The sequence below is a fragment of the Variovorax sp. PAMC28562 genome, assembly GCF_014303735.1.
In the GTDB taxonomy this organism is placed as follows: domain Bacteria; phylum Pseudomonadota; class Gammaproteobacteria; order Burkholderiales; family Burkholderiaceae_C; genus Variovorax.
Genome location: NZ_CP060296.1, coordinates 2,162,903 through 2,181,589 on the forward strand (window position 1 = coordinate 2,162,903; position 18,687 = coordinate 2,181,589).

Here is an 18,687-nt window from a genome sequence, read left to right on the forward strand (position 1 = left end):
ACATCGACAGGCTCTGCGACCACGATGAAGACGCTGAAGCAGGGTATTGCCAGCTGGCTGGCAACGTTCAGCCTCGCCCTAGGCTTGGCCTTTGTGGTGGCTGCCCCGGCTGCTGCCGAGAGCGAAGGTTATGTGTGGGACAAGGCGCCCAACAAAACAAACGACGTTGCCGCGTTGCAAAACGGCGCCAAGCTCTTCGTCAACTACTGCCTGAACTGCCACTCGGCTGCGTTCATGCGCTACAACCGGCTGCAGGACATCGGCATCACCGAGCAGCAGATTAAGGACAATCTTCTGTTCACGACCGACAAGGTCGGCGAGACCATGAAGGCCAACATCGATCCTCGGCAGGCCAAGGAATGGTTCGGCGCCAATCCACCCGACCTGACTTTGGTCGCGCGCTCGCGCGCTGGCCATGGCGGCACTGGCGCTGACTATCTTTACACCTACCTGCGCACGTTCTACCGCGACGACACCAAAGCGACGGGCTGGAACAACATGGCCTACCCGAGCGTGGCCATGCCGCATGTGCTGTGGGAACTGCAAGGTGACCGTCGCCCGGTCTACGAGAAGATCGAGCAACACGGTCATGAGACCGAGGTGTTCAAAGGCTGGCAACAGGTCACTCCGGGCACCATGACGCCTTTGCAGTACGACCAGTCCATTGGCGATCTCGTCAGCTACCTTCAATGGATGGCCGAGCCTGCACAAAACACGCGTGTACGCATCGGTGTGTGGGTCTTGTTGTTCTTGCTGATGGCGGTGGTCTTTACGTGGCGGTTGAACGCGTCTTACTGGAAAGAAGTCAAGTAGCGTCCGCTTACCGCCGATCGGCCGCTGACGCGTCCGGTCCTCCAGAGTGGGTTGCTGATGCTGCCCACTCTTTTTGATTTTTAGGAGTCTTTCGCCATGATGGTTCTGTATTCAGGAACAACCTGCCCCTTTTCCCATCGCTGCCGCTTTGTCTTGTTCGAGAAGGGCATGGACTTCGAAATTCGCGACGTCGACCTCTATAACAAGCCAGAAGACATCAGCGTGATGAACCCGTACGGGCAAGTGCCGATCCTGGTCGAGCGCGACCTCATCCTGTACGAGTCGAACATCATCAACGAGTACATCGACGAGCGCTTTCCGCATCCGCAATTGATGCCCGGCGACCCGGTCGACCGCGCACGCGTCCGGCTGTTCCTGCTCAACTTCGAAAAGGAACTTTTCGTGCATGTGTCGACGCTCGAAAACCGCACGTCGAAAGGCAACGATAAGGCGCTTGAGAAGGCCCGTGCACACATTCGCGATCGCCTTACGCAGCTCGCGCCGGTTTTCTTGAAGAACAAGTACATGCTTGGCGACAACTTCTCGATGCTCGACGTCGCGATTGCACCGCTGCTTTGGCGCCTTGACTACTACGGCATCGATCTCAGCAAGAACGCTGCACCGCTGCTCAAGTACGCCGAACGCATTTTTTCGCGCCCGGCCTACATCGAAGCGCTGACGCCGTCTGAAAAGGTCATGCGCAAGTAAGCGCTCTTTGCCGGTGACTTTGTCGAAATGATCAACGCGCTCGAATCGTCTTCCACGCGACCGTACCTCATTCGGGCACTGTACGAATGGTGCACCGACAACGGGTTCACGCCCTATGTCGCGGTACTGGTCGACGAGACCGTGCAGGTCCCGCGCGAGTACGTCAAGAACGGCGAGATCGTGTTGAACATCAGCTTTGACGCGACGAGTTCGCTCAAGCTCGGCAACGACTTCATCGAGTTCAAGGCTCGCTTCGCAGGCACGGCGCGCGAGATCAACGTACCGGTCGGTCGCGTGATCGCCATCTACGCGCGTGAGAACGGGCAGGGGATGGCTTTTCCGGCGCCTGCGCAGCCGGCCGCTGCAAAAGGCCCACAGGTAACTCAGTCAACCGTTGATATAGGCGACGGGCGTTCACCGGTGCGCGCAGCGCAACGCGGCCACGGTGCCAGCGACACCAAAATCATGCACCTCGTCACTGGCGACGAGTTGCCCGGCCACCGTGGCACAGCCGAAGATGCACCGACGGATCAGGACGATCCGCCGCGGCCCCCAGCGGGCGGCGGCGCCAAGCCCTCGTTGAAACGCATCAAATAGTCGACGAAGTCGAGGCTACAAGTTGACACCGCGATGCGCGCTACGCGCACCGCTAAAATCAAGATCCCGCCGCTTTAGCTCAGTTGGTAGAGCAACCGCCTTGTAAGCGGTAGGTCGTCAGTTCGATTCCGACAAGCGGCACCATTCATGACCGGGGCTCAAGATGCCCCGCACAAACAATCCCAGCACGGCGCTCAGGCGCTTCATGCCACTGGCGAGCCTTGGCGGCTCGTAGTTCAGCCAGCGGCGCACCTCGATCAGGTACAGGCTGAAGATCAGCGAAGCGATCTGGTCGGCGGGCACGTCATCCTGTGCTTCTCCGCTTTTCTGTGCAGCGCGCACCATCTGTTCGATGTGGCCCAAGATCACCGGGCGGCGGGCGTAGAAGCGATGCGCCTCTTCGCCGTGGTTAGCCCCCGGCGCCAGAAATTCGGACGTCTCGCGCAGCGCCGGACGCGCCAGCCGCGGTTCGCTGGCCCAGTAGCGGTATCGGAGCTCGAAGTACGGTAGCAATCTTTCGCGCAGCGAGCCTGGTCTTTCCAGCAATGCTTGTCCTTTGAGATTGACCGCGTCGAGCTCGTCGTTGACCACCTGCAGCAACAAGTCGCGCTTGTCCTTGGCGTAGACGAATACCGTGCCGGTGGACACGTCAGCCCGCGTGGCGATCTCGCGGGTAGTCGCCGCCTCGTAGCCATGCTCGATGAACACAGCGCGCGCCGCCTCGATGATGCGCTTGCGTTTGTCGGTTTTGCTCCGCTCGCGCAGGCCCGCTCGGGGTGCTTGTGTCGGCTCAGTCTCAAAGTTGGGCATTTGCGCATTATCTAATCGTTGACGAGAAAATTGAGCAAAGTTATATTTGAGCACGCTCAATTAAATGATTCCATCGCCTGAATGGGCGAGCGCCATTCCACGAAAGAGAGACACGCATGTTCCCGAAGAATGCTTGGTATGTCGCCTGCATGCCCGAGGAAATCGACGACAAACCATTGGGTCGAAAGGTCTGCAATGAGGCGATCGTTTTTTATCGCGGCCCGGACAACGTGGTCGCAGCGCTCGAAGACTTTTGCCCGCATCGCGGTGCGCCGCTCTCACTCGGCTCAGTGGTCGAAGGCAAACTGGTCTGCGGTTATCACGGGCTGGAAATGGGATGCGACGGCAAGACCATCGCCATGCCGGGCCAACGCGTGCGCGGCTTTCCAGCGATACGTGCTTATCCGGTGATCGAGCGCTACGGCTTTGTCTGGGTCTGGCCCGGCGATCCAGCGCAAGCCGACGAGGCCAAGCTCCACCGGCTCGAGTGGGCCGAAAGCCCCGAATGGGCGTATGGCGGCGGGCTCTATCACATCGGATGCGACTACCGCCTCATGATCGACAACCTGATGGACCTGACGCACGAAACCTACGTTCATGCGACCAGCATAGGGCAGCCGGAAATCGACGAGACGCCGACCAAAACGACCACCGAGGGCGACGAAGTGATCACCGCCCGCCACATGGAAAACATCATGGCGCCGCCGTTCTGGCGCATGGCGTTGCGCGGCAACCATCTGGCCGACGACGTGCCGGTGGATCGGTGGCAAATCTGCCGCTTCACCCCTCCGAGTCACGTGCTCATCGAGGTGGGCGTCGCCCACGCAGGCAACGGCGGCTACAACGCCGACGCCAAGTTCAAGGCGTCGAGCATCGTGGTCGACTTCATCACGCCTGAAACCGAGACATCGATCTGGTACTTCTGGGGTATGGCGCGTAACTTCAATCCGAACGACAAGGCGTTGACAGCCAGCATTCGCGAAGGCCAGGCCAAAATTTTCGGTGAAGACCTCGAGATGCTCGAGCGCCAGCAAAAGAACCTGTCGGCGCACCCTCACCGCGCGTTGCTCAAGCTGAATATCGACTCGGGCGGAGTTCAGTCGCGCCGCGTGCTCGACCGCATCCTCGCGGCGGAGAGCGCTTCGTGACGGCCGGTGACCATCAGGTTCGCGTCGCTCGCAAGGTCGACGAGACCATCGACATTGCGACCTTCGAACTGGTCAGCATCAACGAGCGTCCCTTGCCGCCGTTCTCGGCAGGTTCCCATATCGACGTGCACTTGCCCAACGGCTTGACTCGCCAGTATTCGCTGTGCAACGACCCGAAAGAAGCGCATCGCTACCTGATCGGCGTGCTGCGCGACCCAGGCTCGCGTGGCGGCTCGCAAAGCCTTCACGATGCGGTCAACGAAGGCGACATCTTGCACATCGGCGCGCCGAAAAATCACTTTCCGCTGGCGCACGAAGCCAAGCACAGCGTGCTTGTCGCTGGAGGCATCGGGGTCACGCCGATTTTGTGTATGGCGGAGCGCCTCGCGGTGACGGGAGCGTCGCTGGAAATTCACTACTGCACTCGCTCGCCCGAGCGCACTGCGTTCCGTCAACGCATCGCAGCTTCTGCGTTTGCAGCGAAGGTGCAATTCCATTTCGACGACGGCGATTCAGCGCAGAAGCTGGACCTCGCCCGGTTGTTGTCCACGATGAACCCAGGGGTGCATTTGTATGTCTGCGGGCCCAAGGGCTTCATGGACTGGTTGCTGAATGCCGCCCGCGCCGCGGGCTGGCCGGCGGAGCAACTTCACTATGAATTTTTTGGCGCGGAAGTCGTCAAATCAAACGACGACGCGAGCTTCGAGGTGAAGCTTGCGAGTTCGGGCAAGGTCGTCTTCGTCTCCAAAGAGCAGACCGTGGTGCAAGCCCTGGCCGCCGCCGGCATCGAGGTGTTGACTTCGTGCGAGCAGGGCGTCTGTGGTACTTGTCTGACGCGCGTGCTCGAAGGCGAGCCCGACCATAGGGACATGTACCTGACGCCGGAAGAGCAGGCGGTCAACGACCAGTTCACGCCGTGTTGCTCGCGCTCGAAGTCTAGGCTTCTGGTGCTTGATTTGTGACCTTCAACTGCGAGATTTTCTGATGTCTTCCTCAATTTCAAAATTCGTTTTGGCGTTCTTCGTTGCCACCACTGCCGGCATGCTCAACACAGCTGATGCCGCGCCTGTGAGGCGACACGGCGCTCACCCGGTCAAAAAGGCGCAGACCGCTGTCGATGCACCCAAGCCGGAAAAACTGGTTCGGGCGCCCGGCGGCGTCATGGTGCCAAAGCAAGCAACGGCGGGACGCAACCCGGGCTTCATGGACGACGGAGCGAGCAAGCGCGGCGAGAAGCCCTGAGCCACTCGAGCAGCTTGCGCGCGCCCTGAGAAAGCAAAAAGCCGTGAGTCGGCCAAAGCGGCGCTCGCAGTCAGCGTCGAGTCTGCTGCACCTTGATTCGCAACGTCGCCACCTCCCAGCCCCGGGCCTTCAGGCGCGCAACGATCATGGGTGCAAGCTGGCGTAGCTTGGCAGCGGCTGCGCTGCCATTGACCAGTACGCACCACACATCGCCGTCGGCCGGGCCTGGCTGAACCGCGGCACGCATGTCTTTCGGGATCAGCTCTTCCACCGCTTTTAGACGTTCCGAGGCGTCGCGGGCGCGTGCCAGCAAGCCCGCGAGGGTGGGGGAGCCGTCGGCAGCCTGGAGCAATGTGAAGGTGGTTGTTCGGCGGATCATGGGGAAATAACGGACTGAAACAAGCCGGCTAAAATGCGCGGTTTGTCGGCGCATGCGCCTGACATCAGGGCCGCTTGCTTTTCATGGAAGTGCGCCCAATTGCTTTCACCATATCTTAGGGATCTGGATCGCAGCGCCCCGCGTACAGGGTGTCCGTCGATCCTCCACTCATGGCAACCAATTTCCTGACCCAGATTTTCGGCAGTCGCAACGACCGTCTCCTGAAGCAATATCGGAAGACGGTCGAGCGCATCAATGCGCTCGAATCCGAGTTCGAAAAGCTGAGCGACGACGCCCTGCGCGCCAAGACCGAGGAGTTCAAGGCTCGCGCCGCCAAGGGCGAAACCCTCGACGACCTGCTGCCCGAAGCCTTTGCGACCGTGCGAGAAGGTTCCAAGCGCGTCATGAAGATGCGCCACTTCGATGTGCAGTTGCTCGGCGGCATGGCCCTGCACAACGGCAAGATTTCTGAGATGCGTACCGGCGAGGGCAAAACGTTGACCGCCACGTTGCCGGTGTACCTGAACGCGCTGTCGGGCAAGGGAGTGCATGTCGTCACAGTGAACGACTACCTGGCCAGCCGCGACGCGAAATGGATGGGCCGGCTCTACAACTTTCTCGGTCTCTCGGTCGGCATCAACCTGCCGAACATGCCGCGCGAAGAAAAGCAGCAGGCCTACGGCAGCGACATCACGTACGGCACGAACAACGAGTACGGCTTCGACTATCTGCGCGACAACATGGTCTACGAGCCCGGCGATCGGGTTCAGCGCGGCCTGAACTACGCCATCGTCGACGAGGTCGATTCCATTCTGATCGACGAGGCTCGCACGCCACTGATCATCAGCGGCCAGGCCGAAGACCACACAGATACCTACCTCGCGATCAACAAGGTGGTACCGCTGCTCACCAAGCAGGAAGGTGAAGCCGATCCCCGCACCGGCGAGGGCGTTACCAAGCCCGGCGACTTCACCGTCGACGAAAAAACGCATCAGGTCTTTCTGACCGAAGACGGTCACGAGAATGCCGAGCGCATCCTCAGCGAGTTCAAGCTCTTGCCCGATGGCGCATCGCTCTACGACCCTGCCAACATCACGCTGATGCACCACCTCAACGCCGCGCTGCGTGCGCGGCACCTCTATCACCGCGATCAGCATTACGTGGTGCAAGAGGGGGAGGTCGTGATCGTCGACGAATTCACTGGCCGCCTGATGACGGGCCGCCGCTGGAGCGATGGTTTGCATCAGGCCGTCGAAGCCAAGGAAGGCGTGCAGATCCAGGCCGAGAACCAGACGCTGGCGTCGATCACGTTCCAGAACTATTTCCGCCTGTACGGCAAGCTGGCCGGCATGACGGGCACGGCAGACACCGAGGCCTACGAGTTCCAGGAAATCTACGGACTCGAAACCACGATCATTCCGCCGAACCGACACAGCAAGCGCGAAGACCAGCTCGACCGCGTCTACAAGACCACGCGCGAAAAGTACGAAGCTGCGATCGAGGATATTCGGGAGTGCTACGACCGCGGTCAGCCAGTGCTGGTCGGCACCTCGTCGATCGAGAACTCTGAAATCATCGACGAGCTGCTGAACAAGGCGGGCCTCCCGCACCAGGTGCTCAACGCGAAGCAGCATGCGCGTGAGGCCGACATCGTGGCGCAAGCCGGCCGCACGAAGATGATCACCATCGCGACCAACATGGCCGGTCGCGGCACCGACATCGTTCTTGGCGGCAACGTCGAGAAAATGATCGAGCTGGTCGAGGCCGACGAGGGCCTGGACGATGCGGGCAAGCAGGCTGAAATCGCAACGCTGCGCGTCGAATGGGACAAGGACCACGAGTTCGTGAAGTCGCTTGGCGGCTTGCGCATCATCGCGACCGAACGGCATGAATCGCGTCGTATCGACAATCAACTGCGTGGCCGCTCAGGCCGGCAAGGCGATACGGGCTCGTCGCGCTTTTACCTGAGCTTGGACGATCCGCTGATGCGTATTTTTGCAGGCGATCGGGTGAAGGCGATCATGGACCGGCTCAAGATGCCGGACGGAGAGGCCATCGAAGCCGGCATCGTCACGCGCAGCATCGAGAGCGCGCAGCGCAAGGTCGAGGCGCGCAATTTCGATGTGCGCAAGCAGTTGCTCGAGTACGACGATGTTTCGAACGATCAGCGCAAGGTCATCTATCAGCAGCGCAACGACATTCTTGATGCATCCGACCTGACGGCGCAGATCGAGGCGCTGCGAGAAGGCTGTTTTACCGATCTCGCGCGACAGTTCGTCCCGCCGGAATCGGTCGAAGAGCAATGGCAGCTGGCTGCGCTCGAACAGTCGTTGAACACCGAGTGGGGCCTCGACATTCCGTTGCAACAAGAAGTCGAATCGGCTGCATCCATTGCCGACGAAGAGGTCGTAGAAAAGGTCGTTGCAGCAGCCAATGCCGCCTTCGACGCCAAGGTGGCGTTGATCGGGCAAGAGAACTTCACGCAGTTCGAACGCATGGTCTTGCTGCAAAGCATCGACACGCATTGGCGCGAACATCTGGCATCGTTGGACTATCTGCGCCAGGGCATCCATCTGCGAGGCTATGCGCAAAAGCAGCCCAAGCAGGAATACAAGCGCGAGGCTTTCGAGCTCTTCGGCCAGCTGCTCGACTCGGTCAAGAACGACGTGACGCGTCAGTTGATGACGGTGCGGGTGCAGTCCGGTGAACAGCTCGAAGAAGCCGCCGAAGCGCTCGAGAGCCGCGGTGAGAACCTCGCCAACATTACCTACTCGGCGCCGACGGAATCGGGCGAAGTCGAAGTGCGCGTTGAGGAAGAAAGCCAGCGTCGCATCGCCGCGGCCGGGCTCGGCACGCTGGGCGCCGAAGCCGCCGCGTTGGCGCGCGTCGGGCGCAACGATCCATGCCCGTGTGGCAGCGGAAAGAAATTCAAACACTGCCACGGCAAGTTGAGCTGATTGGCAAGGAACCAGAACCATCTACCGCCATGCCCGTCAATCTGTCTGCCCCTGATCCTGCCGCCCTGTTCGCGGTGCCTGGCGTTCGCATCGGTGTGACCGAAGCGGGCGTACGCAAAGCCAATCGCAAAGACCTGACGGTCGTGTTGATCGACGAAGGTGCGGCGGTCGGCGGTGTTTTCACCCAGAACCGCTTTTGCGCCGCGCCGGTGCAGGTGTGCCGCGATCATCTGAAGGCGGACCATGGCATTCGTGCCATGGTCATCAACACGGGCAACGCCAATGCCGGCACTGGAGAAGATGGCCTGGCGCGCACGCGGACGGTGTGTGTTGCGCTGGCGCGGCATCTGAACATTTCACCAGAGCAGATTCTGCCGTTTTCGACGGGCGTGATCATGGAGCCGTTGCCCGTCGATCGCATCGAAGCCGGCTTGCAGGCGGCCCTGGCCGATGCGGCCCCTGAGCATTGGGCGCGTGCGGCCGAAGGCATCATGACCACCGACACCGTGCCCAAAGCCTTCAGCGAACGTGTGCTGATTGGCGGCGCCACGGTGACGATCACCGGGATCAGCAAGGGCGCAGGAATGATCCGGCCCAACATGGCGACCATGCTCGGCTTCATGGCGACCGACGCAAAGATCGACGCGTCGTTGATTCAGCCGCTGGCGCAGCAATTGGCCGATGCGTCCTTCAATCGCATCACCATCGACGGTGATACCTCGACCAACGACTCGTTCGTTGTCATCGCGACGCAGAAGGCTGGCAACCAGCGCATCACATCGCTCGATTCGGCAGACGGTCAGGTTTTGGTGGCGGCGATGCAGAACGTGGCGCGCCAGCTCGCACAGGCGATCGTTCGTGACGGCGAGGGCGCGACCAAGTTCATCACGATCCGTGTCGAAGGCGGCAAGAACTCGGCGGAGTGCCGCCAGGTCGCGTACGCCGTCGCACACTCGCCGCTCGTCAAGACCGCCTTCTTTGCCAGCGACCCCAATCTCGGTCGCATCCTGGCCGCTGTGGGCTATGCGGGCATCGACGATCTCGACCAGACCGGCATCGATCTCTATCTCGACGACGTGCATGTGGCCGTGCACGGAGGGCGCGCCCCTGACTATCGAGAAGAAGATGGCCAGCGCGTGATGAAGCAAAGCGAGATCAATGTACGCATCGGCCTGGGTCGAGGCGATGCCAGCGACACCGTGTGGACATGCGACCTGAGCCACGACTACGTGTCGATCAACGCCGACTACCGCTCCTGACCAGGCGCACGCGATGAACGAGAACTTCGAACACCTGCTCGTACGCGCTGAGCAACTCATCGCGCGCATCGAATCGATTCTTCCGCAACCGTTGGTCGCACCGACCGACTGGAACGCGTCGATCGCGTGGCGCTACCGCCGTCGCAGCTCGGGCCATGGTTCGCTGGAGCCGGTTCGCCACGTCGCCACCATGCCGCTCGATGCGCTGAAAGAAATCGAAGTTCAGAAAGAAAAGATCGAGCGCAATACGCGGCAGTTCGTCGAGGGAAAGCCTGCCAATAACGTGCTGCTGACGGGCGCTCGCGGCACCGGTAAATCGTCGCTCATCCGCGCATGTTTGCAGGCTTATGCACCGCAAGGCCTGCGCTTGATCGAGGTGGACAAGGCGGAGCTGGTGGACTTGCCGGACATCGTGGATGTCGTGTCGGGTCGGCCGGAGAAATTCATCGTCTTCAGCGATGACTTGAGCTTCGACGAAGGCGAGCCCGGCTACAAGGCGCTGAAGTCGATTCTCGATGGATCCATCTCCGCGCCGACGCCGAACGTGTTGATCTACGCGACCAGCAACCGGCGTCACTTGCTGCCGGAGTACATGAAGGACAACCTCAGCTACACCCACACAGAAGAAGGCGAAGTACACCCTGGCGAGGTGATCGAGGAGAAGATCTCGTTATCGGAGCGCTTCGGCCTGTGGGTCAGTTTCTATCCGTTCAGTCAAAACGAGTACCTGACGATCGTGGCGCAGTGGTTGTCTTCTTTCGATATCGACGCCGCGGCCATCGATGCGGCCAAGCCTGAAGCGCTGGTGTGGGCCTTGGAGCGTGGCTCCCGAAGTGGGAGGGTGGCTTACCAGTTCGCGCGCGACTATGCGGGGCGGAGGGCGGTGTGAGCGACGTGCGCAACGCGAGCGACGTGATCACCGAGACGCGTCTTCACACCGAAGTCGCTGTCGGCATCCTTATCCGGAAAAGCGACGATGCCTTGCTCCTGTCGACGCGCCCGGATGGCAAACCTTACGCCGGTTACTGGGAGTTTCCGGGCGGCAAGGTAGAGGCGGGTGAAAGCATAGAGGAAGCATTGCGGCGCGAGCTGCACGAAGAGCTCGGCATCACGATCGACAGCGCCTCGGTGTGGAAGGTGACCGAGCACGACTACCCGCATGCGCTGGTACGGCTGCACTGGTGCAAGGTCACCGCTTGGACCGGTGAACTAGAGATGCGCGAAGGCCAGGCGATGCGGTGGCAGCAGCTGCCGTTGGACGTCGCGCCAGTGTTACCCGGCGCAGTCCCAGTGCTGGGTTGGCTGGCTGCCGAGCGCGGTGTGCCCGGCCCCTGATCCTGCCCGTCTACTGAAGCCGCGGGTCGCCGAACGGATCATCATCGGGCGGTGCATCGGTCGGCATCCTGAACTCTTCACTTGCCCAGGCGCCCAGGTCGATGCCCTTGCAGCGCGCGCTGCAGAACGGCCGATTCGGATTGGCTGGCCCATAGACGCTATCGCCGCCGCATGCGGGACAGCGAACGATCCGGTCGCCGGCCTTGTTCACTTTGCTCGTCGCCACGTCTTCTCTCCTCCCGTCCTATCTCAAGCGCACAGGGTCAGCTCGAGCGGCGCGTCATCGGTGCTCTGGTGCAACCGGTCGTCGTCCTCGTGGCGCATCAATCTCACCGAGACCATCAAGCGGTTGCCGCTGATCTCAGGAATCAAGCCGAGCTTCGGATCGATGCGGAGGCGCAGCAACTGGAAGCTGCGTCCTTGCGGCAACGTTTGCTGAAACTGGCCGTGGGCTGCGATCACCTTGTAAGGAACATCGGCATCACGCAGCAGCTTGAGCAAGAGGTAAATCGATTCGGCCAATGGCGCGAGGGTCGTCAGCCAGCGCTCGATGTCGGTTCGACGCATCTTGGCCGTACCGTTTTGCCACGCAAAGTACGCGGGCAAATCGAACTGGCACGTTCCGCCGGGAATGCCGACGCGGCTGCGGATACTCATCAGCCATTCGTTTTCCGTGAGCGACTGTCCGGCCTTTCCAGGCACGGTATTGAGCGCGGCGAAGTTGCGTTCCAACTGCGCAACCACCTGGTCGAGCGCGGCCACCGAGATTTGCGGATTGCCGCGATAACTGTTGAAAACGTTCTTGTGCTTGTCGAGATCGCGCAGCACATCGGCCTTCAAGTCGGCGCGCGCTGCCACGTCCATGATCTCGAAGATCGTGACGAGTGCGTAGTGGTGCAACAGCGCGGAGTCGGAGGGCACCAACTCGCCAAGGCGGCGAAAGAGATGCTCCAGCCGAAGGTAGGTCCGGATGCGCTCGTTGAAGGGGTACTCGTAGAGGATCACGCTGTTCCGTGCTGGTCGGGAATCATAGTCTCACGGCACCCGCGGCGCGGGCGGCGCCAAGACTTGGCGGACAGCCTGCAGCATGCGGTCGCCCACGATCAATTGGCCATGCATCGAGAGGTGCGTGTCATTTGGGAAATAGAAATCGCGGACTCTGGCGCGCTCATCGGCGGCAAAACTGAAAAGGTCAGGACCCAGGTCTGCAGTCTTGAAGGCCGCGACGAAGGGGGCTGCATGTTGCGTGTCGACGTACACCGTCGTCTTGTCGGGAATCACCATCCAGACGAACTTGAGATCGGATTGAGCTTGAGTAAATATCTTCATTTGCTCGACCGCCTCCGGTTTGAGCGGTGGATTGTCTGTGTCCTCGACAAAGAAGAGAGCCTTCTCGCACAGCTTGTGACTGAAGTAGCTGCAACCGCCCGGAACCGGGCGCACCCAGGTCTCGTCTCCAAAGAGCGCATCGCCCGAGAGCTTGCGGACTTTTCTCATGTTGGTGTACGTGATGAGTCCGGTCGTCAACTTGGCGCTCCAGTTCAGCGCAAAGCCGGGCACGGCTTCGAGTGGTTCGAGAAACGGAACGGTCTTGACGACGGGCTCCTTCGACATGGTCGTACAGGTGGAGCCCCCCTTGAGCCGGTCACCCAGCAGGCGCTCGACACTCTCGACCACGACGAGCTTGCCCTTGAATCCGGCGCGCCGTATCCAAGGTGTGAAGTCTTTGCACAGCGGGCCGGTCTGGCCCCAGTAGATCGTCGCTACTTGGTATCCCTCTTTGACGAGTCGTGATTGCCAACGCAGCGTCATTGAAAAGCTGTCACCCACCACCAGCACGTCAGCTTGGTCCAAAGGCACGCCTTTGATGTGTGCCTTCGTTACGATCGGAGGTGCGGCTTGCCACCCGAACTCTGCATCCGAAAGACGGCCGATTCGCGTGAGGTCGCCATAAGGCGCCGGAGTGAAGAGCGTCACCAGAAGCATCGTGACAATGACCACGAAGCCCGCGGCAAAGTAGCGAAGCCACAAACGCGCCGGCATCATTTTTCAGAGTCCTTTACGGCTTGCAACATACGGGCGCCGACCAACTGATAGCCGGCAGGAGAAAGATGCGTGTCATTCGGTGAGTAGAGGTCCATTACATGGTGCCGGCTGTTGGCGGCAAGCGCAAAAAGATCGGGACCCAGGTGCAGCGCACCAAGCGCCTGCACAAAAGAAGACGCGTGGTCTTGATTCAGGTACACCGTGGTCTTGTTCGGGATCACCATCCAGATAATCTTGGGCATTCCGGCTAGCCCGTCGAATCGAGCCATCAAAGCGGCAGAGCTTGGACTCAGCATTGGATTGCGATCGTCATCAACCAGAAAGATTCCCTTATTACACAGGCGATTGCTGAATTCCTTGCAACCGTTTGGCAAAGGACGCGACACGATCAAGTCGCCCCATCTCGGGTGGTCGAATACGAGATCGGCCCGACTCGTCTTGATGGCCCGCGTATGAATGTAGGTCAGCCAGCCGCTTGCCCACTCGGCGTCCCAGTTCAGGCGCTGCGGCAGCGTCATGGCGGTGTCCGCAGCCAGTTGGGTGGCGCGTGGAATGGCCTGAAACGGCAGCGACATGGTTGTGCACGCCGCAGCTTCGTCGAGACGTTCAGGAAGAAGGCGTTCGATGCTTTCAATGATGACGTAGCGCCCCTTGAACCCTGAGCGACGCAGCCACTCGGGAAAGTTGGCGCACAACGGGCCAGTCTTGTCCCAGTGCGTCGTGACGACGCGGTAACCACCTTCGACCAGTGCTGCTTGCCAGGCAAAGCGGATCGAAAAACTGTCGCCGATGACGAGCACGTCGGCTGCGGAGACGGGGGAGTCGACCAAATACGCACTATCGAACTTGGGACCCGGTCGACGCGCCGCAAACTCGGTTTCGGAAATGCGCCCGACGCGTGTCAAGTCTCCGTAGGCAATCGGGGTGAGCAGGGTGATCCAGAGCAACGCAAAGCAGACGACAAAGCCGACGCCGTAAATGCGAAGCCACAGAACTCCCGGCTTCATGACTAGAACTGGAAATACAGGAAAGGGCTGTAAGTGCCCAGCCGCGACACGCAGAGGCCCAGAAGAATGACGGTGCCCAGCGCGGTCAGTGCCGGCGCGATCCGCGCGAGCACCGCACGATGGGCGACAGCGCCAGGAACTGGAATCCAGCGATCGAGCGAGATGGTCGGCGGCAATGCAAGGCAAATCACCATGCCGACCAACAGCGTCTGGAAGAACTCAGGCTTGCGGAAGGGCACGACGAACTCGGCAAAGGCGCTGACCGGTGCGCCGTGTATACCCAGCATGCCCTTGTAGATCTCGATCGCCGCATTCATGCTTTCGGCGCGGAAAACGACCCAAGCCACCATGACGCAAACGAAGGTCAGGAACCAGCCCAGCACGCTTGCAAGCCGACCGCTGGACGGTTTGCCATGACGTACTTTGCTGGTCCAGAGGTGGTTGATGACAAGGAATGCGCCGTGTAGCGCACCCCAGATCACGAATGTCCATGCGGCACCGTGCCAGAGGCCGCCCAGCAGCATCGTCATGAAGAGGTTGAAGTAGCGGCGACCGGGGCCCTTGCGGTTGCCGCCCAGCGGGATGTAGAGGTAGTCCCGCAGAAAGGTCGACAACGAGATATGCCAACGCCGCCAGAACTCGATGATGTTGGTCGATTTGTAGGGCGAGCGGAAATTCAGCGGGAGCTGTACGCCCAAGCAAAGCGACAGCCCGACAGCCATGTCGGAGTAGCCGGAAAAGTCGAAATAAATCTGCAGTGTGTAGGCGAGCACGCCCAGCCAAGACGTATACAGCGAGGGCAGAACGCCGGTGTGCACGCCGTTGAACACCATGTCGGCGTATTGGCCGAGACGGTCCGCAATCAGCAACTTCTTGGCGAGCCCGAAGGTGAAGATGGCAATGCCGAGCGCTAGCTTGTTGCTGTCCGCGCGGTAGGTCAAGGGGTTGGCGAACTGCGGCATCATTTGGGCGTGATGCAGCACCGGCCCGGCCACCAGGTGCGGAAAGTACGTGACGAACAAGACGTACGGAATGAACCGCCGCTCCTTCACCTTTCCCTGCCAGCAGTCGACCAAAAAAGCGATCTGCGTGAACGTATAGAACGAGATGCCGATGGGCAACGCGAGGTGCAGCAGCGGCAGCGGGGTTGCGCCGCCCGCCGTCAGACCTGCATTGACGTTCTCCATGAAGAAGTTCGCGTACTTGAAGACGGCGAGCACACCCAGGTTGATCGTGAGCGCCACGATCAAGGTGCGTTTGCGGATGGCGTCGACGCGGCCGGGCTCGGGCGTCAGGCGCTGCGCGATCCAGTAGTTGAAGCAGATCGAGGCGAGCAGCAGCGGCAGCGCCTTGACGCTCCACCAGCCGTAGAAGAAGAGCGACGCCAGGGCGAGAAAGCCGGCGGCTGCCCGCGCGTTCCGGTGACCGATCAGAAAAAACCCGATCAACACCAACGGAAAGAAGAAAAAGATGAACGCGTACGAATTGAAAAGCATCGAGGGATCGGACTGACGTCTTAAGACTCTTTGGGGGTCTTGTAAGTTCGTGGTGGCTCGGCGCCGAGCGTGGCCGCGAATTATCGCGTAGGTCGCTCGGCCCAGTGACCCATCAGTACCTTCACCTCGTTGGCCAACTGTGCGAATGACTTTCCGACGTTGAAGATGACTGCATCCGCGGCTTTCAGTCGCGAGCTTCTGCTGGCTTGCAAGACGAGTACGGACAATGTCATTTCCTCAGTCCAGTTCGAGCGGTCCATGACGCGGGCCACCTGGACTTCAGCGGTGGCGTCGACCACCAGTATGCGATCGACCTTCTGACGCCAGCGACCCGATTCGACCAGGAGAGGTACGTCGAACACGACCAACGGGCCCTGGGCTATCGTCGCCTGCCGATCGCATTCGGCGCCGATCATCGGGTGAAGAATGGCTTCGAGCCTGGTTTTTTTGGCTGGATTTTCGAAGACGATCGATCGCATCTGCGCGCGGTCGAGTGAGCCGTCCATTGCAATGACGGCGTCGCCAAATGCCTCTCTGATAGACCCTATGGCCGCTCCGGAAGGCTGCGTCAGGGCGCGCGAAATCGCATCGGTGTCTACCAACGCGGCGCCGCATGCGACGAGCATGGCCGCCACGGTGCTCTTGCCGCTGCCGATTCCGCCGGTGAGACCGAGGCGTTGCATCAGTCGGTCCGTTGCGTCTCAGGTCGATCCGAACGGAAACACGAAAGGGAAGTGCTGGCGAACTTCGACCGGACCGATCACGAGGCATAGCAACCCCGCCCCGGCAAGGAACGGGCCGAACGAGATTGGGATGTCCTTGTGCGCGATCCGGCCTGCCCAAAGCAGGATCACTCCCAGAATGGCGCCGACAACCGACGACATCAGGATGATTGCGATGAGGTAGTCGGAGCCGAGCCAGGCACCCAGCGCGGCCAGCAGCTTGAAGTCGCCATAGCCCATGCCTTCCTTGCCAGTTGCAAGGCGATAGGCGTGGTAGACCAGCCAAAGGCTCAGGTAGCCCAGTGCGGCACCCCAGACGGCGGCTGGCAACGAGGTTCCAGTCAAGCCCAGCGCCGCTCCCAACAGACCAAGCCACAACAGCACATAGTTGAGCGAATCCGGCAGCAATTGGGTGTCGAGGTCGATCAAAAATTGACACACCAGCAAAGCAGCGAAGGTGGCCCACAGCGCACCAGTGAAAGTGATGCCGAAGCGGTAGGCGCACAACGCAAAAAGCACACCGGTCACGACTTCGACGATCGGGTAGCGAACGCTGATCGAGGTCTTGCACTGCGAGCATCGCCCGCGGAGCGCCAGATAGCTCATCACCGGGATGTTTTCGTACCAGCGAATCGCGTGACCACAAGCGCCGCAGCGCGATGCGGGCTTTGCCAGATCGAGCGTGGGGAGTGCGTCGAGCGCTGCGCGAGCTTCGGCCGCACTGGACTCGAGTCGGGCTGGTACCGGCACCTTGGTGCCGAAGACTTGAGTCCAAAGGGAAGGGCCGACTGGTGGGCGCAGCAGGCCGCCGACGGACTCGTCGAGCCAGCCACGCAACATCATCACCGGAAGCCGGTAGATCACGACATTGAGAAAGCTGCCTATGACAAGTCCGAGCATGCCAGCGAACCCGGCATCGATCCCCTGCGACACCAACATCAGACGACTTGACCGAGCTTGAAGATGGGCAGGTACATGGACACCACGATGCCGCCGATGAGCACGCCCAAAAACACGATGATGATGGGCTCCATCAGGCTCGACAGGCCAGCGACCATGTCGTCGACTTCGGATTCGTAGAAGTCGGCCGCCTTGCCGAGCATGTGATCGATGGAGCCCGACTCTTCGCCGATGGCCGTCATCTGCAAAACCATCGATGGGAACAGGTTCGCGTTGGTCATTGCGCTCGTCAGGCTGGTGCCGGTAGAAACCTCTTGCTGAATCTTGACGGTGGCGTCGGCGTACACCGAGTTGCCCGAAGCGCCCCCCACGGAATCGAGCGCCTCGACCAAAGGCACGCCGGCTGCGAACATCGTCGACAACGTGCGAGTCCATCGTGCCACGCAGGATTTGTCGATAAGCGCACCGAAGATAGGCAACTTCAGCAGCACCCGGTCCATCACCTTTTGAACGCGTTCGTTGCGCTTCCATGCCTGCATGAAAAAGTACAGACCGCCGCCGATGACGCCGAAGATCAACCACCAGTAAGCCACGAAAAATTCGCTGATCCCCATCACGATCAACGTGGGAGCCGGCAGGTCCGCCCCGAATGAACTGAAAACCGACTTGAACGCCGGGATCACGAAAATCATGATGATCGCAACCACCACGAAGGCCACTACAACGACCGATGCGGGATACATCAAAGCCGATTTAATCTTCGACTTGATCGCTTCGGTCTTTTCCATGTAAGTGGCCAGGCGGTCGAGCAACTCCTCCAAAATACCGGCCGCTTCACCTGCCTCGACCAGATTGCAGTAGAGGTTGTCAAAATACTTCGGGAACTTGCGGAACGCCGAGGAGAGCGAAGTGCCTGTTTCCACGTCGCTGCGCACGTCGTTGAGCAGTTTGGAAACGCTGGGGTTGGCGTTGCCTCGGCCCACGATGTCGAACGACTGCAAAAGCGGCACGCCTGCTTTCATCATGGTCGCGAGTTGGCGCGTGAAGATGGCGATGTCTTTAGGCTTGATCGACTTGCCGGAGCGCATCCGGCGCTTCTTGATCTTCGATGCGAGCACGCCCTGGCGGCGCAACGCGGCCTGGACTTGGTTCTCGCCCGCCGCGCGCACTTCGCCGCGGACAGCCTTGCCATTGCGGTCCTTGCCTTCCCATTCGAAGACGAATTCTTTAAGAGTGCGTGTCGATGCGGCGGTGGCCATGTGATCTCC

The 18,687-nt window shown here is 60.6% G+C and carries 20 protein-coding genes and 1 tRNA gene; 11 read left to right on the forward strand and 10 right to left on the reverse strand.

Annotation, left to right across the window (positions count from 1 at the left end):
• Window positions 1-24: 24 nt before the first annotated feature.
• The 4 genes from H7F36_RS10200 (at window position 25) to H7F36_RS10215 (ending at window position 2,262) form a co-directional block, all read left to right on the forward strand.
• Window positions 25-813 carry a cytochrome c1 gene (locus tag H7F36_RS10200; protein WP_187054898.1) on the forward strand — a complete coding sequence of 263 codons (789 nt, stop codon included), beginning with the start codon at window positions 25-27 and terminating at the stop codon, window positions 811-813.
• Between the two features lie 96 nt (window positions 814-909).
• Window positions 910-1,521: a glutathione S-transferase N-terminal domain-containing protein gene (locus tag H7F36_RS10205; protein ID WP_187054559.1), complete on the forward strand. Its 612-nt coding sequence runs from the start codon at window positions 910-912 to the stop codon at window positions 1,519-1,521.
• A gap of 27 nt (window positions 1,522-1,548) precedes the next feature.
• A complete protein-coding gene (locus tag H7F36_RS10210; RefSeq protein ID WP_187054560.1) occupies window positions 1,549-2,118 on the forward strand; it encodes a ClpXP protease specificity-enhancing factor in 570 nt (189 codons plus the stop codon).
• Window positions 2,119-2,186: 68 nt separating this feature from the next.
• Window positions 2,187-2,262, forward strand: a tRNA-Thr gene (locus tag H7F36_RS10215).
• Here the strand turns inward: H7F36_RS10215 and H7F36_RS10220 are convergent.
• Window positions 2,236-2,982 carry a TetR/AcrR family transcriptional regulator gene (locus tag H7F36_RS10220; protein ID WP_261802635.1) on the reverse strand — a complete coding sequence of 249 codons (747 nt, stop codon included), beginning with the start codon at window positions 2,980-2,982 and terminating at the stop codon, window positions 2,236-2,238. The two genes, H7F36_RS10215 and H7F36_RS10220, sit on opposite strands and share 27 nt — an antisense overlap.
• 62 nt (window positions 2,983-3,044) lie before the next feature.
• On the opposite strand from H7F36_RS10220, the gene H7F36_RS10225 reads away from it, so the two are divergent.
• The 3 genes from H7F36_RS10225 to H7F36_RS10235 all read left to right on the forward strand — a co-directional run bounded on the left by H7F36_RS10225 (window position 3,045) and on the right by H7F36_RS10235 (window position 5,318).
• Window positions 3,045-4,076 (forward strand): aromatic ring-hydroxylating oxygenase subunit alpha, encoded by a 1,032-nt coding sequence (locus tag H7F36_RS10225; RefSeq protein ID WP_187054562.1) that lies wholly within the window; start codon window positions 3,045-3,047, stop codon window positions 4,074-4,076.
• Complete coding sequence (locus H7F36_RS10230) at window positions 4,073-5,038, forward strand: PDR/VanB family oxidoreductase (RefSeq protein WP_187054563.1); 966 nt, start codon at window positions 4,073-4,075, stop codon at window positions 5,036-5,038. The genes H7F36_RS10225 and H7F36_RS10230 overlap by 4 nt, the downstream gene beginning before the upstream one ends.
• A gap of 79 nt (window positions 5,039-5,117) precedes the next feature.
• Window positions 5,118-5,318: a hypothetical protein gene (locus H7F36_RS10235; protein ID WP_187054564.1), complete on the forward strand. Its 201-nt coding sequence runs from the start codon at window positions 5,118-5,120 to the stop codon at window positions 5,316-5,318.
• 70 nt (window positions 5,319-5,388) lie between these two features.
• Here H7F36_RS10235 and H7F36_RS10240 read toward each other — a convergent pair whose 3' ends face one another.
• The gene (locus tag H7F36_RS10240) at window positions 5,389-5,697 is read right to left on the reverse strand and encodes a DciA family protein (RefSeq protein ID WP_187054565.1); all 309 of its coding nucleotides are present in this window, start codon (window positions 5,695-5,697) and stop codon (window positions 5,389-5,391) included.
• A gap of 170 nt (window positions 5,698-5,867) precedes the next feature.
• Here H7F36_RS10240 and secA point away from each other — a divergent pair, with 170 nt between their 5' ends.
• Genes secA through H7F36_RS10260 form a run of 4 tightly spaced genes read left to right on the forward strand, consistent with a single transcriptional unit; the run spans window position 5,868 to window position 11,248 of the window.
• Window positions 5,868-8,654: a preprotein translocase subunit SecA gene (secA, locus tag H7F36_RS10245; protein ID WP_187054566.1), complete on the forward strand. Its 2,787-nt coding sequence runs from the start codon at window positions 5,868-5,870 to the stop codon at window positions 8,652-8,654.
• A 29-nt stretch (window positions 8,655-8,683) separates the two neighbouring features.
• Entirely contained in the window at window positions 8,684-9,913 is a 1,230-nt protein-coding gene (gene argJ, locus H7F36_RS10250) for a bifunctional glutamate N-acetyltransferase/amino-acid acetyltransferase ArgJ (protein WP_187054567.1), read from the forward strand.
• A gap of 13 nt (window positions 9,914-9,926) precedes the next feature.
• Window positions 9,927-10,802 (forward strand): ATP-binding protein, encoded by an 876-nt coding sequence (locus tag H7F36_RS10255; protein ID WP_187054568.1) that lies wholly within the window; start codon window positions 9,927-9,929, stop codon window positions 10,800-10,802.
• Complete coding sequence (locus tag H7F36_RS10260; RefSeq protein WP_261802569.1) at window positions 10,799-11,248, forward strand: NUDIX domain-containing protein; 450 nt, start codon at window positions 10,799-10,801, stop codon at window positions 11,246-11,248. The genes H7F36_RS10255 and H7F36_RS10260 overlap by 4 nt, the downstream gene beginning before the upstream one ends.
• A gap of 10 nt (window positions 11,249-11,258) precedes the next feature.
• On the opposite strand, the gene H7F36_RS10265 is transcribed toward H7F36_RS10260, so the two are convergent.
• From H7F36_RS10265 to H7F36_RS10300, 8 genes are all read right to left on the reverse strand, one after another.
• Complete coding sequence (locus H7F36_RS10265) at window positions 11,259-11,474, reverse strand: DNA gyrase inhibitor YacG (RefSeq protein WP_187054569.1); 216 nt, start codon at window positions 11,472-11,474, stop codon at window positions 11,259-11,261.
• A 23-nt stretch (window positions 11,475-11,497) separates the two neighbouring features.
• Entirely contained in the window at window positions 11,498-12,253 is a 756-nt protein-coding gene (gene zapD, locus H7F36_RS10270) for a cell division protein ZapD (RefSeq protein WP_187054570.1), read from the reverse strand.
• Window positions 12,254-12,283: 30 nt separating this feature from the next.
• Window positions 12,284-13,294 carry a hypothetical protein gene (locus tag H7F36_RS10275; RefSeq protein ID WP_187054571.1) on the reverse strand — a complete coding sequence of 337 codons (1,011 nt, stop codon included), beginning with the start codon at window positions 13,292-13,294 and terminating at the stop codon, window positions 12,284-12,286.
• A complete protein-coding gene (locus H7F36_RS10280) occupies window positions 13,291-14,301 on the reverse strand; it encodes a hypothetical protein (protein ID WP_187054572.1) in 1,011 nt (336 codons plus the stop codon). The genes H7F36_RS10275 and H7F36_RS10280 overlap by 4 nt, the downstream gene beginning before the upstream one ends.
• Window positions 14,302-14,303: 2 nt before the next feature.
• Window positions 14,304-15,797, reverse strand: a complete 1,494-nt coding sequence (locus H7F36_RS10285) for an MBOAT family O-acyltransferase (RefSeq protein WP_187054573.1) — start codon at window positions 15,795-15,797, stop codon at window positions 14,304-14,306.
• Between the two features lie 80 nt (window positions 15,798-15,877).
• Window positions 15,878-16,480 (reverse strand): dephospho-CoA kinase, encoded by a 603-nt coding sequence (gene coaE, locus H7F36_RS10290; protein WP_187054574.1) that lies wholly within the window; start codon window positions 16,478-16,480, stop codon window positions 15,878-15,880.
• 18 nt (window positions 16,481-16,498) lie between these two features.
• A complete protein-coding gene (locus H7F36_RS10295) occupies window positions 16,499-17,458 on the reverse strand; it encodes a prepilin peptidase (RefSeq protein ID WP_187054575.1) in 960 nt (319 codons plus the stop codon).
• Window positions 17,458-18,678: a type II secretion system F family protein gene (locus H7F36_RS10300; protein ID WP_187054576.1), complete on the reverse strand. Its 1,221-nt coding sequence runs from the start codon at window positions 18,676-18,678 to the stop codon at window positions 17,458-17,460. Before H7F36_RS10300 ends, H7F36_RS10295 begins: the two co-directional genes overlap by 1 nt.
• Window positions 18,679-18,687 lie beyond the last annotated feature (9 nt).

Excerpts from the sequence above, each read along its gene's own strand:
- H7F36_RS10205 (WP_187054559.1), top strand. The coding sequence starts at position 910 with ATGATGGTTCTGTATTCAGGAACAACCTGCCCCTTTTCCCATCGCTGC.
- H7F36_RS10225 (WP_187054562.1), top strand. The coding sequence starts at position 3,045 with ATGTTCCCGAAGAATGCTTGGTATGTCGCCTGCATGCCCGAGGAAATC.
- H7F36_RS10285 (WP_187054573.1), bottom strand. The coding sequence starts at position 15,797 with ATGCTTTTCAATTCGTACGCGTTCATCTTTTTCTTCTTTCCGTTGGTG.
- H7F36_RS10275 (WP_187054571.1), bottom strand. The coding sequence starts at position 13,294 with ATGATGCCGGCGCGTTTGTGGCTTCGCTACTTTGCCGCGGGCTTCGTG.
- H7F36_RS10280 (WP_187054572.1), bottom strand. The coding sequence starts at position 14,301 with ATGAAGCCGGGAGTTCTGTGGCTTCGCATTTACGGCGTCGGCTTTGTC.
- argJ (WP_187054567.1), top strand. The coding sequence starts at position 8,684 with ATGCCCGTCAATCTGTCTGCCCCTGATCCTGCCGCCCTGTTCGCGGTG.
- H7F36_RS10300 (WP_187054576.1), bottom strand. The coding sequence starts at position 18,678 with ATGGCCACCGCCGCATCGACACGCACTCTTAAAGAATTCGTCTTCGAA.
- H7F36_RS10240 (WP_187054565.1), bottom strand. The coding sequence starts at position 5,697 with ATGATCCGCCGAACAACCACCTTCACATTGCTCCAGGCTGCCGACGGC.
- coaE (WP_187054574.1), bottom strand. The coding sequence starts at position 16,480 with ATGCAACGCCTCGGTCTCACCGGCGGAATCGGCAGCGGCAAGAGCACC.
- H7F36_RS10210 (WP_187054560.1), top strand. The coding sequence starts at position 1,549 with ATGATCAACGCGCTCGAATCGTCTTCCACGCGACCGTACCTCATTCGG.
- H7F36_RS10200 (WP_187054898.1), top strand. The coding sequence starts at position 25 with ATGAAGACGCTGAAGCAGGGTATTGCCAGCTGGCTGGCAACGTTCAGC.
- H7F36_RS10295 (WP_187054575.1), bottom strand. The coding sequence starts at position 17,458 with ATGTTGGTGTCGCAGGGGATCGATGCCGGGTTCGCTGGCATGCTCGGA.
- H7F36_RS10235 (WP_187054564.1), top strand. The coding sequence starts at position 5,118 with ATGCTCAACACAGCTGATGCCGCGCCTGTGAGGCGACACGGCGCTCAC.
- H7F36_RS10255 (WP_187054568.1), top strand. The coding sequence starts at position 9,927 with ATGAACGAGAACTTCGAACACCTGCTCGTACGCGCTGAGCAACTCATC.
- secA (WP_187054566.1), top strand. The coding sequence starts at position 5,868 with ATGGCAACCAATTTCCTGACCCAGATTTTCGGCAGTCGCAACGACCGT.